Annotated in this window: 12 protein-coding genes and 1 CRISPR repeat array; of the genes, 11 read left to right on the top strand and 1 reads right to left on the bottom strand. The window is 36.2% G+C overall.

Going from position 1 to position 16,924, the window contains the following annotated elements; genetic code table 11:
- Positions 1–173: 173 nt before the first annotated feature.
- From DYE54_RS06380 to DYE54_RS06330, 11 genes are all read left to right on the top strand, one after another.
- On the top strand, positions 174–1,016 hold the full coding sequence (locus DYE54_RS06380; RefSeq protein WP_115310454.1) for a fumarate hydratase: 843 nt from the start codon (positions 174–176) through the stop codon (positions 1,014–1,016).
- A 9-nt stretch (positions 1,017–1,025) separates the two neighbouring features.
- The gene (locus DYE54_RS06375; protein ID WP_115310453.1) at positions 1,026–1,577 is read left to right on the top strand and encodes a FumA C-terminus/TtdB family hydratase beta subunit; all 552 of its coding nucleotides are present in this window, start codon (positions 1,026–1,028) and stop codon (positions 1,575–1,577) included.
- Between the two features lie 63 nt (positions 1,578–1,640).
- A complete protein-coding gene (locus DYE54_RS06370) occupies positions 1,641–3,053 on the top strand; it encodes an anion permease (protein ID WP_115310452.1) in 1,413 nt (470 codons plus the stop codon).
- A 336-nt stretch (positions 3,054–3,389) separates the two neighbouring features.
- Positions 3,390–6,128: a CRISPR-associated helicase Cas3' gene (gene cas3 / locus DYE54_RS06365; protein ID WP_115310451.1), complete on the top strand. Its 2,739-nt coding sequence runs from the start codon at positions 3,390–3,392 to the stop codon at positions 6,126–6,128.
- Between the two features lie 13 nt (positions 6,129–6,141).
- Entirely contained in the window at positions 6,142–6,939 is a 798-nt protein-coding gene (cas5c, locus tag DYE54_RS06360) for a type I-C CRISPR-associated protein Cas5c (RefSeq protein ID WP_115310450.1), read from the top strand.
- Positions 6,936–8,948, top strand: coding sequence for a type I-C CRISPR-associated protein Cas8c/Csd1 (gene cas8c, locus DYE54_RS06355; RefSeq protein ID WP_115310449.1), 2,013 nt, complete (start codon positions 6,936–6,938; stop codon positions 8,946–8,948). The genes cas5c and cas8c overlap by 4 nt, the downstream gene beginning before the upstream one ends.
- 69 nt (positions 8,949–9,017) lie before the next feature.
- Positions 9,018–9,866: a type I-C CRISPR-associated protein Cas7/Csd2 gene (cas7c, locus tag DYE54_RS06350; protein WP_115310448.1), complete on the top strand. Its 849-nt coding sequence runs from the start codon at positions 9,018–9,020 to the stop codon at positions 9,864–9,866.
- A gap of 43 nt (positions 9,867–9,909) precedes the next feature.
- The gene (cas4, locus tag DYE54_RS06345) at positions 9,910–10,563 is read left to right on the top strand and encodes a CRISPR-associated protein Cas4 (RefSeq protein ID WP_115310447.1); all 654 of its coding nucleotides are present in this window, start codon (positions 9,910–9,912) and stop codon (positions 10,561–10,563) included.
- Positions 10,560–11,591: a type I-C CRISPR-associated endonuclease Cas1c gene (cas1c, locus tag DYE54_RS06340; RefSeq protein WP_115310446.1), complete on the top strand. Its 1,032-nt coding sequence runs from the start codon at positions 10,560–10,562 to the stop codon at positions 11,589–11,591. Before cas4 ends, cas1c begins: the two co-directional genes overlap by 4 nt.
- Before the next feature lie 33 nt (positions 11,592–11,624).
- Positions 11,625–11,915 carry a CRISPR-associated endonuclease Cas2 gene (gene cas2, locus DYE54_RS06335; protein WP_115310445.1) on the top strand — a complete coding sequence of 97 codons (291 nt, stop codon included), beginning with the start codon at positions 11,625–11,627 and terminating at the stop codon, positions 11,913–11,915.
- 517 nt (positions 11,916–12,432) lie between these two features.
- Positions 12,433–14,959: direct repeats of the CRISPR family, unit length 33 nt; unit sequence GTCTTGTGCTTATGAGTGCAAGTGGATTGAAGT.
- 231 nt (positions 14,960–15,190) lie between these two features.
- Positions 15,191–16,078: a dioxygenase family protein gene (locus tag DYE54_RS06330; protein WP_115310444.1), complete on the top strand. Its 888-nt coding sequence runs from the start codon at positions 15,191–15,193 to the stop codon at positions 16,076–16,078.
- 130 nt (positions 16,079–16,208) lie between these two features.
- Here DYE54_RS06330 and DYE54_RS06325 read toward each other — a convergent pair whose 3' ends face one another.
- Positions 16,209–16,772, bottom strand: coding sequence for a biotin transporter BioY (locus DYE54_RS06325; RefSeq protein WP_115310443.1), 564 nt, complete (start codon positions 16,770–16,772; stop codon positions 16,209–16,211).
- Positions 16,773–16,924 lie beyond the last annotated feature (152 nt).

The raw sequence follows: 16,924 nt of genomic DNA, 5'->3' as shown, positions 1-16,924 counted from the left end.
TAGATGTAAAAATACATAAAACATAAATTAAATTTAGTGGTATAAATTATATTTATTGCATAATTATTATAACATATTTCACAAAAAGTTATACAGTTGTTATGATTATGCCAACGAAAGTCGTTATAAGTAGTTAGTAAAGGTTTAGTGTATTGCGTATTAGGAGGTCTAACATGAGAGTATTACAGACAGAAGCCTTAATTCCTGTCATTGAAAAATTATGTATTAAAGCATGTTGTGAATTGAATGATAATGTAATGGATGCTTTTCGCAAAGCGTTAGAAACTGAAGAATCCCCCATTGGAAAACAGTCATTAGAAATTATTGTTGAAAATGGTGAATTTGCTAAAAAAGAACAATTGCCATGTTGTCACGATACAGGTGTAGCTGTTGTGCTATTAGAATGTGGTCAGGAAGTATGTTGGGAAGGTATGCCATTAGAAGACGCTGTTAATGAAGGGGTAAGACGTGGTTATACTAATGGATATTTACGTAAATCGGTAGTAGCAGACCCATTAAATCGTGAAAACACCAATGATAATACACCGGCCATGTTACATGTTGAAATTGTGCCAGGCAATCAAGTAAAAGTAACCGTTATGCCTAAAGGGGGCGGTAGTGAAAATATGGGTGCTTTTAAAGTGTTGCTACCTGGTGAAGGTAAAGAAGGGGTTAAACAATTCTTACTTGAAACCGTAGCTAAAGTAGGCGGTAATCCTTGCCCACCATATATTATTGGCATAGGTGTAGGTGGTACTATGGATACTTGTGCTTGGATGGCTAAGAAAGCATTGCTTCGTCCTATTGGTGAACGTAACTCGAATCCATATTATGCTGAATTAGAGGAAGAATTCTTGGAAGCTGTTAATAAATCAGGCATTGGGCCTATTGGTATGGGCGGTACTGTAACTGCGTTAGATGTACATATTGATTACCATGGTGTGCATATTACAGCACTACCAGTAGCTATTAATTTCCAATGTAATGCAGCACGTCAAGCAAGTGAAGTTATTTAGGAGGCTATTATGGAACGGGACGTACAATTACCATTAACTAAAGAATTTGTGAAACAATTAAAAGTAGGCGATGTTTTATATCTATCCGGCTATGTATATACTTGTCGTGATGCAGCTCATAAACGAATTAAAGATTTGTTAGATGCAGGGGAACAATCACCATTAGATTGGACCAATCAATTAGTATATTATGCTGGTCCATGTCCACCTCAGCCAGGTCAAGTATTTAATTCAAATGGTCCTACGACCGCTGCACGTATGGATCCTTTTGTGGAAATGATGTTTCAATTAGGCGTTGTTGCCTTTTTGGGCAAAGGTGACCGAGCTCCTTATGTAGCTGATTTGTGTAAACAATATGGTGGCGTATCCTTATTAGGTGTTGGTGGTGCGTCAGCTATTAATGCAGCTCGTGTTAAATCTGCTGAGATTGTACTGTATCCTGAGTTAGGGACTGAGTCGATTAAAAAATTATATTTTGATCGTTACCGCGTTATTGTGGGTATTGATACAGAAGGGAATGTATTGCAGAAGCAAGAAGTACCTAAATATAAACGGGATTAGTAGAGCGTGTCCTTGTTGAGAGTAATGATAAAACTTTATAATTAGGTAAAGATAGGGATAGTTATGAACAATAGGAGTAAAACAATAGCGTCTTGGATAGTTCCTATCATAGTAGGGGTAGGAATTGCTGTTTTGCCAGTACCAGAAGGGCTCACGACGCAGGCTTGGTATTTGCTAGCGATATTTTTAAGTACCATTATTGGCTTTATATTGCAGCCATTACCTATAGGGGCTATTGCATTTATTAGTATTACCATTACTCAATTAGCAAATATTCTAAAACCGAGCCAAGCGTTAGCTGGTTTTGGTAATAGTAGTATTTGGTTAATTGTAGCGGCATTTTTATTTGCCAAAAGTTTTATAAAAACTGGGTTAGGGCGACGTATTGCATTTTGGTTAATTACTAAAATGGGAACAAGTACGTTAAAGTTAGCTTATACTATTATTTTAAGCGATTTAATTATTAGTCCGGCTACACCTTCCAATGCAGCACGTGCTGGAGGTATTTTATTTCCTATCGTTAGGGGGTTAGCTTCAGCTTTTGATTCTGAACCAGATAAGAATCCACGGCGTGTAGGGGCCTTTTTGATGCAAGCAGAGTATCAAGGCAATACGATAACATCAGCTATGTTTATGACCTCTATGGCCGGTAATCCATTGGCTATCTTATTAGCTAGCCAAGCATTAGGTATTAATATGTCCTGGGGGACTTGGGCTTTGGCCGCTATAGTACCGGGGCTGATTGCTTTAGCCGTAGTGCCATATTATTTGTATAAGGTGTATCCACCAGAGTTGAAAAAAACGCCAGAAGCACAAGCATTAGCACAGCGAGAATTAGTGGATATGGGCCCGATGAGTTCTGCTGAAAAATTGGTAGCTATTATTTTTATAGGCGCTTTATTATTATGGAGTACTTCGAATATTACGGGTATTCATGCGACTGTAGTGGCCCTATTAGGCGTATCGAGTATGTTGATTACGAAGATATTGACATGGCAAGACGTATTAGATGAAAAAGGTGCTTGGGATACGTTGATTTGGATGGGCACTTTAGTAGGCTTAGCTGGTCAACTTGCTAAGACGGGTATCATTGATTGGATGTCAGTTCATATCAGTAGTGCTTTAGTTGGTGTATCTTGGTTAGCTACTTTGACTATTTTATTGCTTATCTATTTTTATATTCATTATGGTTTTGCAAGTTTGACCGCTCACATTACCGCCCTGTATTCCGCTTTTATTACGATTGCTGTGGCAGCTGGAGCACCCGTGTATTTGGCTGTGTTAGTATTTGCCTTTGCTTCTAACTTGTGTATGTCATTAACACACTATGCAGCAGCTCCGGCACCAATTTACTTTGGCGCTGGCTACGTATCGCAGTCGATGTGGTGGAAGTTAGGTTTTCAAGTATCTGTTATTAATATAATAATTTGGTTTGGCATAGGTTCCGCTTGGTGGCATATGTTAGGCTTATGGTAAAGTACGCAGCAGGCTTGTATAGGCCTGCTGTGTTTTTGTATGATAGGTTATATAAAAGGTTCATATTAAAATGTATATATTGAAAGTTTGAAGTCGTTAAAACTTCTGTGTTACAATTTAGGTAGAATTACTGAAAGGTAATAGGGAGTTTACTCCTATGTCTCCGCTTTGGCGGTGTGGATTGAAGGATGCTTATATGGATTTAATTTACAATTAAGAAGGGTTCGTATCAATTTTGATACGAACTTTTTCTTTTTGGATTTTAAGATTGCATTTTTAGAATAATAGAGATATAATGTGACATAAGATAATGGTAATTTTGAGGAGGGCTCTTTAATGAATATGATAGTTCATGCTAATATGTATAACAAAGAAGTTAAAACACAATACATATTTGAACACTTACAAAATTGTGCAGAGTATTCTAAAAAAATGGGGCAAGAGATTGGTATACCAACAATGTGTTTCTTAGTAGGACTGCTACATGATTCAGGCAAGGCGACAACGGCTTTTCAAAGCTATATTAATGGTGAAACAAAAGGTAAAGTTATTCACTCCAATACTGGTGCTCGATATTTAAAAGAAGTGAGCCAGTCAGTTTGGAAAAATGGACAAGAAAAACAAATAGTTATTTCTAAAAGTGAACAGAGACAACGCAAACTATATTTGGCAATCATGCAGTATGCAATCTTAGCTCATCATGGCCTTTTTGATATATTTAAAGATAATTCATGTAAGTTTATATATCGTATTAATGAATATCAAAAAAATTATGGTGAAAATAAAGAAGAAGAGCAAGAATTTTTTACCATGTTAAATGATTGGTTAGTAGAAAATTATCATCAAACTTTAGAGGAATTATTCATTCAAGGGTATGAGGAATTTGCAAAATGGGATGCATTGAAAGAAGAATTACTTCAGGAATATGATCCTAAGGTCAATAAGGTGGAACGTACTATTGCAAAAGCTACTTATGAGGCTTATCAAGCACGATTGATCTTATCGATCTTGAAAGAAAGTGACATTTATGACTCTGCTAATTTTGGTCGAGATATTATGGATAAACGCTATAGTAAAGAAGAAACGCAAACTGTTTGGGATGAGTTGAGTCAGCAAATTACAAACTTTTATAAACAATTGGGTGCGCCGAGTAATGAATTAAATCGTGTGCGGACAGCATTAGCGGATGAGGTGTTGGAAAAAGCCGTTCAATGTAAACAAGGGAATTTTAAATTAGATATGCCAGTAGGTTCAGGTAAAACGTATGCGGCGCTAAGATTTGCTATTGAAAATGCTAAACATTTCAATAAGAAGCGGATTTTCTATACGACCGCCTTTTTATCTGTTCTTGAGCAAAATGCGCAAGAAATTAAAGATGTTTTAACGGCAAGGGGGACTAGAGCAGACATAGAAAGTTATATTTTAGAACACCATTCAAACATTATTGATGATTATAAAGAAAAAACATTAGGTGATGAGCAAGTTTTAGAAAACTCATATACAGAGGACGAGGACTATAGTTATGTAAATTATTTACGTGAGTCTTGGGAGATTCCTGTTGTTTTAACTACGATTGTACAACTTAGTAATACATTGTTTGCCAGTCGCGCGGCTTCAATTCGTCGATTCTGTAAATTGATAAACTCAACAATCATAATTGATGAAATTCAAAGTTTGCCTCCTGAGATAATTTATAACTATAATTTAATGATGAATTTTTTAACTAAGATGGCAGGCGTAACTTTGATTCATTGTACGGCTACGCCACCTGGCTATGATCAGAGCGCGGTGTTAAGTTATCCTTGTATTTATGGTTATCGTACCTTTGCTAAGGGTACGGAAGTACCGTTGATTGAATTAACCTCTAAAGAAAATAGTACTAATGAGATTTTTTCACGAGTGGAATACAGAAGTTTATTAGGCAAAAACCATCAAGCTACATTATCGACAGAAGGATTAATTAATCATCTTTTAGAACGGATTCAGTCAGAGCAAAGTATTTTAGTAGTAGTTAATACTAAGAAAGCAGTGACTACCTTGTATGAGGCGTTAGAAGTAGCTTTGATTGGTAGTGGACAAACAGAAGATATTTCTTTATATAATTTAACAACAAATCAGTGTGCAGCTCACCGTTTAGATTATATTGTTAAGATAAAATCTCAATTAAAAGCTTTACGTAAAGGAGAAAGTAATCAACGTCTTATTTGTATTAGTACAAAGCTGATTGAAGCGGGGGTAGATGTAGATTTTGATGTGGTATATCGCTCATTAATTGGGATAGATAGTATTATTCAATCAGCAGGACGTTGTAATCGTGAAGGAAAAAAGCAACGAAAAGGTTTAGTGTATATTATGAATTATAAGGAAGAAAAATTAAGTTATCTTCCTTTGTTTCAAATGGCCCGGACAGCCACTAAATCGATATTGGATAGAATAGATATACATAATTGGATTTTTAATAAAGAGGATTCAAGCTTTACGATGACGAATTCTATTAATGAATTATTAGTGGCCTATAATAAAGAATTGTATAGAAATTTACAAAATAAAGATGGTGATGCATTAAAATATGAAATTAAATTTAAAGGAAATAAGATAAAGTTAACCATGTTAGATTTGTTAAGTACCAATCAACGTATTTATGATGAATTTTCTCAAAAAACAGCATCAGAAGCTGATCTTGTAAGAGCCTTATTAAGTGGTAAGAAAATAAGAAGTAAGATAAATCCTATCTTAAAGCAAAGTTTCCGTACAGCTGGAGACAATTTTAGACTGATTGATGATAATACGGTAACTGTTATTGTGCCATATGAGAGTGAAGAATGCAGCGCATTATTAAATAAGTTATATGATATCTTGGGTCAAATTACTACTTGGTCGGGAGATGATATTTATAAAGAATTAAGACAAGTTTTACGTCGGTTACAACGATATACCATTTCCATTCGTCGTGATATGATTAATGACTGTACAGTGTCTTGGGAGTTAGATAAACAAATTTGTATCTTGCAAAAGCAAGATTATGATGGCAAAAAAGGTTTTATAAAGGGTGAAATGGAAACACTGATTTACTAGAGGAGGGGATGCTATGTTTCAATCCAAACCATTTTATATGAAGGTATATGGTGAGTATGCTTTATTTACGGATCCTATGTCAAAAGGGGGCGGTGAAAAGTTCACTTACCAAGTGCCGACATATCAAGCGTTAAAAGGTATTGTGGAAGCTTCTTATTGGAAGCCTAGTATTTACTACGTAATCGATGAATTAAAGGTACTAAATCCTGTAAAAATGGAAACGAGAGGTATTTTATTGCCTTTAGGAACATCAGATAGTAAAACGGGCATTCCCAATAAAGATTTATCGTATTTTACCTATTTAAAAGATGTGGCCTATGCGATTAAGTTTCACTTTGAGTGGAATGAACAATTTCCTGATATGAAAAAAGATTGGGATGAAATAAAGCATGAGCAGATTATTTTACGTTCTATGAGTAAAGGTGGCCGTCGGGATATTTTCTTAGGTACGAGGGAATGTTTAGGATATGTTGAACGATTACGCCAAAATGAGTATGAGGCGCTAAAGCCAGTAAAGACGGGTGATGTGTCTTATGGAATTATGTTTCACTCCTTTATTTATCCTGGTTTTGCTAATCAAGATAAACGGGAACCACGGCAAAAAGGTGTGACACAGTCATATACGGATGGTCATTTATATTCTAATTTTACATCTATTTTTATGCGTGATGGAGTTATTACGTTTAAACGTCCTGAAGAGTGTGAAATTACCCATAAATTAAGACCATATCCTAAGTTAAAAGATATACGATATATCCCTGCAGATGAGGAGCTGGCTTTGTATGAAGCTGAAGGAGGTGACAGTGAATGAATTTATTGAAGGTACTATTAACTACTTACGATCAAGCCCTTAAACGAGGGATTGTAGATAATAGTGACAATATGAAAGAACCTAATTTGTTACCTCTGTATCACAGTAATAAAAAATCAGCAACTGGTAAAGATATCTTTGTAATTACTTTAAATGAAGAGGGACGCTTAATAAATGGGGATTATTTGGCACAAAACGAGTATATTGTATTTCCTGTGACAGAAGGGTCTATTAATCGGACAACAAACGCTGCGCCCCATCCTATTTGTGATGAAGTCAGTTATCTAGTTAGCGATGGCTCTAAAAAAGGGATTGAAAAGAATAGATTGTATTTTGAAGTGCAAGATGATATAAAAGCATTTTTACAGCAACATAATAAGCAAAATATTGCGTTTGAAGCCATTTATCGCTACGTGAGAGGAAATACACTTCTTGAAGATATAGCCAATAATGTAACGCAAGGTCAGGCATATACTCTAGAGGGTTCAACGGTAATTTATGAAACAGAAGGTAAGGTAACGAAGGTTGATTTGGCTAAGTTATTTATTACCTTTGAAATTGCTTATGCTGATAAAGGTATTATCACTGTTTCGCAAGATAAGGAATTTCACCAGTTGTATATTGATTATGTAACCGCTCAAAATGAAGCACAGCCTGAACAAGAGTATTGTGATATTGCTGGCAAAAAGATGTATTGTATTAGTACGCATCGAGGTCTTGTTGGTAAAGCTAAGTTAATCAGTATTAGTAATCATAAGGATACATATTTTGGCCGTTTTACAGATGGGGAACAAATTATTCATATTGGCTATGAAACTTCGCAAAAGATTCATAACATGTTAAAGTTTTTATTAGATAGTGATAAGTATAAGTATTATTTAGGGGAAAATTCCTATTGTGTATCTTGGTTATCTTATGACTTGTTGGCGGCTCAAGCTCCTTTCTTTGAAGATCAAGAAGTAAATAGTGTAAATGATGATGATTATGATGACTACGATAATGACTATGATGACAATGCAAATGATGAAGAGGCGCCTAATAATTCTTCGAATCATGGCGACATATTCATTGAGCATTTAGTACCAGCAATAAATAAGTACTTTGCTGGTGAAGGAATGCGTGAGACAGATGACTGCGATAAATATTTCTGCGTTTTGATTATTGAAAAAAGCAGTAATGGTCGTATGTCGGTGAAATATTTTCAAAGTTTTGTTATTTCCGATATTAAAGAACGGGCACAGCAGTGGTATATTGATTTAGCTTGGCCGTATTGGGATGTGAGAACTCAGTCGCGTATTATGCAAGCGCCTAGTTTACGAAAGTTGATTAATTACACTTATGGTGAAGAGGGCGATAAGGGTATTGTTTGTCAGCAAAAGAAGGTAGTACGTAAAAATTTAGAACGACTTTTGCCATGTGTATTAACCGGTAGACCATTGCCTAGTGATTTTTTTCAGACTGCAGTTAATCGTTTAAAAAATAGAGAATCCTATGATAAATTTTGGGATGCAGCACTAAATCGTTGTTGTAGCATTATAAAGAAACATAAAGCAGATAAAGGATACCAAGTTTTTGATGAGAAGGGGGCTTTGCGTATGGAAAATTCACGCAGTTTCTTGTATGGTCGTTTGTTAGCGACTTATGAAAAGTTAGAAATGGACGCTATGTCCAGTAATAGTAAAAGTGAAGGACGTATAACGAACGCAGAGCGATTGTGGAGTGCTATGCAGAGTCGTCCATTACAAATTGCTACTTTATTACAGCGAAAAAGTATGCCGTATCAAAATAGTTTGAAAAAACGAAAATATGGCCTTCAAATAATGTATAGTAATTTACTTACTGAAATCTATAATGGAATTAGAGAAGCTGAAGCTGGTAGTACAAGTGTAGCAAGAGCTGTGTTAAAAGAAGATTTTATACTAGGTTATTATGCTCAAAAACAACTTTTCTATACTAAGAAAGAAAAGGCAGAAAATACAGTGGTGGAACAAGAAAGTGCTGTTGAATAAGGAACCGCTATAGTATAAATGATAAATGTTAATTTAAGTTGATAGAGTAATGATTAGGGAGGTACTACTATGAGTACATTAAGTAAAAAAATTGATTTCGTTTTATTCTTTTCTGTAAATGGGGCCAATCCTAATGGGGATCCTTTAATGGGAAATACCCCTCGTTCTGATTATGATGGCTATGGGGAAGTATCTGATGTGGCTATTAAACGTAAATTGCGCAATCGCTTTCAAGATACAGGGCATGAAATTTTTGTAAAATCTCAAGAACGAATTGATGATGGATTTTCTTCTTTAGAAGCTCGTTTCACTAATAAATTTAATGACAAAGTAAGCACTGAAGATGTAGTGAAAGAATCTTGTGAAACTTGGCTTGATGTGCGTGCGTTTGGACAAGTTATGACGTTTCAAAAACGCTCTATTGGGATTCGTGGACCTGTCTCTATTAGCCGTGGTAAAAGTCTTGATGTAGTAGATGTTATTACTATGCAAATTACGCGAAGTACAAACGGGATGAATGCTGAAGTTGGTAAACGTTCTTCCGATACAATGGGTACAAAATATTTCGTTGAATATGGCGTTTATAAAGTATGTGGTAGTATTAACTGTTATTTTGCAGAAAAAACAGGTTTCACAGATGAGGATGCAGAGCTTGTGAAAGAGGCACTAAAAACTTTATTTGAAAATGATATGTCCTCGGCTCGCCCAGAAGGTAGCATGGCTGTAGAACGGTTATATTGGTTTACACATCCTAATAAATCAGGTTGTACATCGACAGCACATGTTCATAATTTAGTAGAAGTAAAACATTTAGCTGAAGGCGCTCCACGTAGTTTCGATGACTATGAAATCACACTTAATGAAGATAAGTTAGCTAGCTATAAGGCGGATGGTCTCACTGTTGAAATCATTGAATAAGTATTGAATAAGTATTGAATAAGTATTGAATAAGTGTGATAGTATGACACGAGACGATGATTATTTACAAATCGCAGGTATTCAACATTTTGCATTTTGTCGTAGACAATGGGCATTAATTCATATTGAGCAAGCATGGGCAGATAATTTTTTTACCATTGACGGGAGTATTAAGCATGAAAATGTAGATACTGGTAAAACAGATGAGAAAATTGGCAACAAACGGGTACTCCGTTCGTTGCCGGTTATCTCTCATGCATTAGAAATTCGTGGTATTTGTGATGCCGTGGAACTCATAGAGTCTGATACAGGTGAGTATTTTAGTAAATATGATGCCAAATATAAGGTTATTCCAGTAGAATATAAGCGTGGTAAATCGAAAGAAGACTTAAGTGATCAATTGCAAGTTGTAGCACAAGCTCTGTGTTTAGAAGAAATGTTGGGTATTGAAATTACAGAAGGCGCATTGTTTTATCATGAAACGAGGCGTCGTGAAATAGTTCCAATTACAAAGGCTATACGTGATTATGTTAAGCAAATGGTTAGTGAAATGAATCAATACTATGAACGGCAATATACACCTAGAGTAAAGGTGACTAAACGTTGTAAGGCCTGCTCATTACAAACTATCTGTTTGCCTGAATTAAACAAGGTGAAATCGGCAACAGAATATATGCAAAGGCGGTTGGCAGAATGAAAGTACTTCAAAATACATTATATATAATGACTCCTGATATTTATTTGGCAACTGCTGGTGAAAATGTAGTTTTGAAAAAAGAAGGCGAGATATTAGGCCGTTACCCGTTGCATAATATTCAAGATATTGTGACGTTTGCATATAGCGGCATTAGTCCTAAGTTATTAGAACGTTGCATGGAGCAAGGCATAGGAATTGCTTTTATGACAAGCCATGGTCGTTTGATTAGTCGTATGCAAGGTCGGTCACAAGGTAATATTTTATTACGGCGTGAGCAATATCGGTTATGTGATGATGCAGAGCGCGCCCTTGTAGTAGCCAAGCATGTGATTACAGCTAAGATTTATAATGAAAAATGGACACTAGAACGATATATTAGACAGTATAGTGAACGACTTGATACGAATCATTTAAAAAGTATTTCTAATACATTAACAGCTTATAGTAAGCAATGTATGTCTGCTACAAATATGTCACATTTACGTGGTATTGAAGGTGTGGCCCAGTCTGAATATTTCAGTGTTTTTGATGATATGATTTTAAATCAAAAGGAAGCGTTTCAATTTACAACACGGTCGCGTAGACCACCATTAGATCGAGCTAATGCGTTATTATCTTTTATGTATAGTGTTTTAGCTAATGATGTGGCTAGCGCTTTAGAGTCAGTAGGGTTAGATGCGTATGCAGGGGTTATGCATGTAGATAGGCCCGGACGAATTTCATTTGCTTTAGATTTGTTAGAAGAATTGCGTTCGCCATTAGTAGATCGATTTGTGCTGTCAATAATTAACCGTAAAGTTATTAATGATAAAGACTTTTCAGAGGAAAGTAATGGAGCTGTCTTGATGAATGATGAAGCTCGACGAACTGTAATTGCTAAATGGCAAGAGCGTAAAAAGGAAACCTTAGTTCATCCATTTTTAGAGGAGAAGATTCCATGGGGATTGGTACCCTTTGTACAAGCACTTCTATATGCTCGTTTTTTGAGAGGCGATTTAGATGCGTATCCTCCATTTATGTGGAAATAATGTGTTGAGACTGAAAAGGCTGGAAGTGATAGCATGTATGTATTAGTGACATATGATATCAACACAGAAAGTACAGCTGGGCGACGAAGGTTACGTCAGGTGGCTAAAGTTTGTCTTGATTATGGGCAACGAGTTCAAAATTCGGTATTCGAATGTAGTGTTGATGAGGGTCAATTTCGTCTATTAAAGCATAAGTTGGAAAAAATTATTGATGATGAGGTTGATAATCTTCGCTTTTACCGTTTAGGTAAAAATTATAAGAGTAGCATTGAAACTATGGGGCAAGATCGTTCCTATGATGTGGAAGGCCCTATGATTATTTAGGGGGATTTGTATAGGCTAAAAATTCATTGTGATGGAGTGCGAAAGGTAAGTTGTTTGTTAAAACTAAATACATTTCGCACTCTTTTTTGTATGTTGATAATTTATTATGAGTGGTAGTATTTATAATTATTAGTTACTATATAGCTATATTATAAATGTAGGTAAGAGGGGATATTGATATTAATCGTGTAGCCGTATCCAATTTTTAGGTTTTAAAAATGTGTTTAAGAGGATTGAAATCGTTAATTTCTAATATGGCGTTTATAGAAATAGTGTCTTATGCATATATGTAAGGATTAAGAAATAGTAAGTAATAATGTTAACAGTATGTTACTATTTTTATTATTTTATATTTTGAGGTGCGAAGGTTAGATGGATTGTAAAATATAAATAGTTTCGCACCAATTCTTGATGTATTTAATAATTATATGATTATAATAGGAAAATTTTTATAAAAAATATTAATGATAAGTTGTAGTTTTGTTGTGTATAGTTACTTTTACTACTATATATAGCTGTCTTGTGCTTATGAGTGCAAGTGGATTGAAGTTTTGTCCTGCACGTTTTGCATCAGCTCTAGCTCTCGTCTTGTGCTTATGAGTGCAAGTGGATTGAAGTCTTCGCAACTTGTTAACTCCGTATTAATCCATAGGTCTTGTGCTTATGAGTGCAAGTGGATTGAAGTCACCCGCCTGATTAATTTAAAGCCACCGAGTTTTGTCTTGTGCTTATGAGTGCAAGTGGATTGAAGTATGGATATAATTAATTACATCTTTCTTTTTCATAGTCTTGTGCTTATGAGTGCAAGTGGATTGAAGTTTACAAGACGCGTTTAACCACTTTGTGGGTACAAGTCTTGTGCTTATGAGTGCAAGTGGATTGAAGTTTGACCTTTGTCATTTACTTGATATTTCGATTGGTGTCTTGTGCTTATGAGTGCAAGTGGATTGAAGTTTTATCGAATATAAATACGATTACTATCAGGTACGTCTTGTGCTTATGAGTGCAAGTGGATTGAAGTTGCATTATCTCCATAAATAAGACGCTTTATTTCCTGTCTTGTGCTTATGAGTGCAAGTGGATTGAAGTTAGTTCTCTGCCCTACACGTTTTGCGTCATATTTGTCTTGTGCTTATGAGTGCAAGTGGATTGAAGTTAACTTCATATAGCTAGTCATGTCCTCATCTTGCGTCTTGTGCTTATGAGTGCAAGTGGATTGAAGTATTGCTATTGTCGCTCCACGACGGTACCATATATAGGTCTTGTGCTTATGAGTGCAAGTGGATTGAAGTATAGCTTACGCCTCCACGGTGGGGCGTAAGTAACGTCTTGTGCTTATGAGTGCAAGTGGATTGAAGTCACCCCTCTCCGATTATGTTTATGGTGCCGACGTGTCTTGTGCTTATGAGTGCAAGTGGATTGAAGTATGCTCAACCGTTAATCCGAAGTCGTCAATGTAAGTCTTGTGCTTATGAGTGCAAGTGGATTGAAGTAGGGTAAACCACTGTTGCATAATTGCGTGTCCGTGTCTTGTGCTTATGAGTGCAAGTGGATTGAAGTTGTGATTTTCCAAGTTTTCATAGTTGTAGTCTCCGTCTTGTGCTTATGAGTGCAAGTGGATTGAAGTGCCAAAAATAGGACTTACAAGTTTTTGCAAGTCCGTCTTGTGCTTATGAGTGCAAGTGGATTGAAGTCTAGATATTAAGATAAAAGCTAAGCCAAAGACTAGTCTTGTGCTTATGAGTGCAAGTGGATTGAAGTAACTGGAGCGTAAGCATTGGCGTGCTTGCGCTCTCGTCTTGTGCTTATGAGTGCAAGTGGATTGAAGTCGTTCTCACTCTTAAAGGTGAACAAGGCATAGGGTCTTGTGCTTATGAGTGCAAGTGGATTGAAGTCCTTTGAATACCTGCGTACTCATGGTTAAGACACAGTCTTGTGCTTATGAGTGCAAGTGGATTGAAGTTTTCCATGCTCTGCACTACCACCAACTATTTCACGTCTTGTGCTTATGAGTGCAAGTGGATTGAAGTTAGTACGGCTACCCTTTGATTTATCTTTTGAGTTGTCTTGTGCTTATGAGTGCAAGTGGATTGAAGTCTGTTGCAGAAGGATATAAACAGGGTTTAAAACGCGTCTTGTGCTTATGAGTGCAAGTGGATTGAAGTACAAACAACTCAAGAGCGCAGGCACGCCAATGCTTGTCTTGTGCTTATGAGTGCAAGTGGATTGAAGTTTCCCAATCTTCACTCATATTGGTATAAGTTCTACGTCTTGTGCTTATGAGTGCAAGTGGATTGAAGTAATCTAATTTGAGTAATGATATTTCCTCTAAGTAGTCTTGTGCTTATGAGTGCAAGTGGATTGAAGTATGTAATAAAAGAGCTGGAAGCTAAGGATGAAGAGTCTTGTGCTTATGAGTGCAAGTGGATTGAAGTAAAAAGCTAACCAACAATAAGCACACCACCCACGAGTCTTGTGCTTATGAGTGCAAGTGGATTGAAGTTCCATGGTATAAGTTTTTGGTACATTAAAAATTCGGTCTTGTGCTTATGAGTGCAAGTGGATTGAAGTTTCTGCTGCCTCATCTAAATCACTTGCCAGCTCAAGTCTTGTGCTTATGAGTGCAAGTGGATTGAAGTGGGAGAAAAATATCTGTTCACACGGCAAAAAGAAGTCTTGTGCTTATGAGTGCAAGTGGATTGAAGTGATTGTTTCAGTTTTGTTTGCTGGATATTTACCAGTCTTGTGCTTATGAGTGCAAGTGGATTGAAGTTCTAATTGCCTGATGTTTGTCGCTTGCAATCGCTAGTCTTGTGCTTATGAGTGCAAGTGGATTGAAGTTTTGAGTAGTGTAATCAAGTCGCATGAAACTAACAGTCTTGTGCTTATGAGTGCAAGTGGATTGAAGAGGGGATATTTTAACGCGTGTACGTCGTGTAGCATTGTCTTGTGCTTATGAGTGCAAGTGGATTGAAGTTTTATACGGATTAATCCATGGCTGACCTGGCATAGTCTTGTGCTTATGGGTGCAAGACTATTGAAGTATGTGTTGGCGTTTGTTGTTGTATGCCATACTAAAGCTTAATGTAAAAAATGACTTTTATAGTTAGGTTATGAGGAACGCTATGATTAACAAAAAATATACTTGTAATATTTAAAGTTACATTTTATAATAGTGTTGTAATAGTATAAATGGTAGCAATATAGAGTGTATGTTAATAAGATATAATTTAATACCTTATGTGATGAGTGACAGAGTTTGAGAGGTGTTTAATATGGCAATAGAAGGTCAAACTAAAAATATCAATGAAAAAACTCCAGTAGAAGCGATGTCGCCAGAGGGCGTAATGAAGTCTACAAGTAAACGTATGCCAGTTTTATTTATTGGGCATGGTTCTCCTATGAATTTAATCGAAGAAAATCCTTGGACTAAGGAATGGGAAGCAATTGCAAACATTACGCCTAGACCTAAGGCGATTTTAATGATTTCAGCGCATTGGTATACGGCTGGGAGTTATGTACAAGGTGATGAAAAACCAGCTATGATTTATGATATGTATGGATTTCCTGATCCTATTTATGCGTTGCAATATTCAGCTCATACATCAGAAGCACTAATTCAGCAGATACAACATGCATTAGGTAGTGAAGTAACTGTTAAAACGAATCGTGGCTATGATCATGGTGCTTATGCACCATTATTGAAAATGTTTCCACAAGCTGATATTCCAGTAGTGCAGTTATCAGTGAATTATAAAGTGGATGCTCGTCAATGGTTTGCTTTAGGTCAAAAGTTGTCATCGCTACGAGATGAAGGTGTACTTATTATGGGGAGTGGCGATATTGTTCATAACTTACGGTTAATTGATCCTAATATGGGCAATACAGCATTACCTCAGGCAGAAAATTTTGAAGAAACTTTATTACGTAAATTAGATCCAACTAAAGAGAATGATTTAGTGGGAGCTCTGTACTGGGAACGCTTGCCAGGTGCTCAGGTTGCGGCTGAGTCACCTGATCATTTAGCGCCTTTATACTATTGTTTAGGTGCTGTATTAGGTACAGGTAATATTGAAGAATTATCTTTACAACCCTTAACTATAAGTTCACACGATTATGTGTGGGGTAGTTTAAGTATGACAAGCTTAACTTGGGGATTATAATATAGAGTGTAATGAATAAACAGGCCACGATTCTTAACTTAGAATCGTGGCCTGTTAAGTCAATATGATTTTATTTGAGTACTATAATCTTTCTCGGTATGTAGATATTTTTTATTGAAGATACACATGTTTAATGTGTTAAAGCACGTTGGTTTAAACTTTGGAGTGCATTTACAATAGGCACTTCAGCGGCCGATAAGAGGATAATCATGAGAAAGTCGGCTGGAATATCAAAGGCGATAGCTACATGAAAAATATCATCTAATGGTACTGCTTGGTTTAAATATAAGGCTAACATGGCAATTTTGTAAGATAGACCAAAAAGATAGGTGATAAAAATACCTAAACAATTAAGGCCAAAATAACCTTTGCGACTGTGAATTTGGTATTGATGTTTCAAATAAGAAAGAATACCAGCGGTGAAGATAAAACCAATTAAGTAGCCGAAGCTAGGGCGGACAATGTAACCAAGACCACCACCGCCAGCAAAAATAGGAATACCAATGAGTCCCATAAGCACGTATGTGCCTACAGAACCCCAAGCATAACGGGGTGGCAAAATGACAGCGGCGAGTAAAACAAAAGTAAATTGCAATGTGTAATAATCAAAATAAGGTAATGGAATTTGAATGCGTGCACCTACGGCTAATAAGGCAATAATTAAAGCTGCACGAAATAATAAACGTGTTTTCATAGAAATAACCTCCTCTTACTATACCTAGTTCTAAGTATACAAGGGGAGGTTTATTTTATCAACCTACAATTTTAATATGGTTTACAATAAAAAGGAAATTCTGGCGAGACATAGTTAGGTTAATGAAAGGGAGAGCACGAGTTGTTGGGGGC

Source organism: Veillonella criceti (genome assembly GCF_900460315.1).
Classification (GTDB): Bacteria; Bacillota; Negativicutes; order Veillonellales; family Veillonellaceae; genus Veillonella_A; species Veillonella_A criceti.
The sequence above is the reverse complement of the archived record's forward strand: the minus strand, read 5'-3'. Positions and strand labels throughout refer to the sequence as shown.

Excerpts from the sequence above, each read along its gene's own strand:
- DYE54_RS06375 (WP_115310453.1), top strand. The coding sequence starts at position 1,026 with ATGGAACGGGACGTACAATTACCATTAACTAAAGAATTTGTGAAACAA.
- cas5c (WP_115310450.1), top strand. The coding sequence starts at position 6,142 with ATGTTTCAATCCAAACCATTTTATATGAAGGTATATGGTGAGTATGCT.
- DYE54_RS06380 (WP_115310454.1), top strand. The coding sequence starts at position 174 with ATGAGAGTATTACAGACAGAAGCCTTAATTCCTGTCATTGAAAAATTA.
- DYE54_RS06370 (WP_115310452.1), top strand. The coding sequence starts at position 1,641 with ATGAACAATAGGAGTAAAACAATAGCGTCTTGGATAGTTCCTATCATA.
- DYE54_RS06325 (WP_115310443.1), bottom strand. The coding sequence starts at position 16,772 with ATGAAAACACGTTTATTATTTCGTGCAGCTTTAATTATTGCCTTATTA.
- cas8c (WP_115310449.1), top strand. The coding sequence starts at position 6,936 with ATGAATTTATTGAAGGTACTATTAACTACTTACGATCAAGCCCTTAAA.
- DYE54_RS06330 (WP_115310444.1), top strand. The coding sequence starts at position 15,191 with ATGGCAATAGAAGGTCAAACTAAAAATATCAATGAAAAAACTCCAGTA.
- cas7c (WP_115310448.1), top strand. The coding sequence starts at position 9,018 with ATGAGTACATTAAGTAAAAAAATTGATTTCGTTTTATTCTTTTCTGTA.
- cas1c (WP_115310446.1), top strand. The coding sequence starts at position 10,560 with ATGAAAGTACTTCAAAATACATTATATATAATGACTCCTGATATTTAT.
- cas2 (WP_115310445.1), top strand. The coding sequence starts at position 11,625 with ATGTATGTATTAGTGACATATGATATCAACACAGAAAGTACAGCTGGG.
- cas3 (WP_115310451.1), top strand. The coding sequence starts at position 3,390 with ATGAATATGATAGTTCATGCTAATATGTATAACAAAGAAGTTAAAACA.
- cas4 (WP_115310447.1), top strand. The coding sequence starts at position 9,910 with ATGACACGAGACGATGATTATTTACAAATCGCAGGTATTCAACATTTT.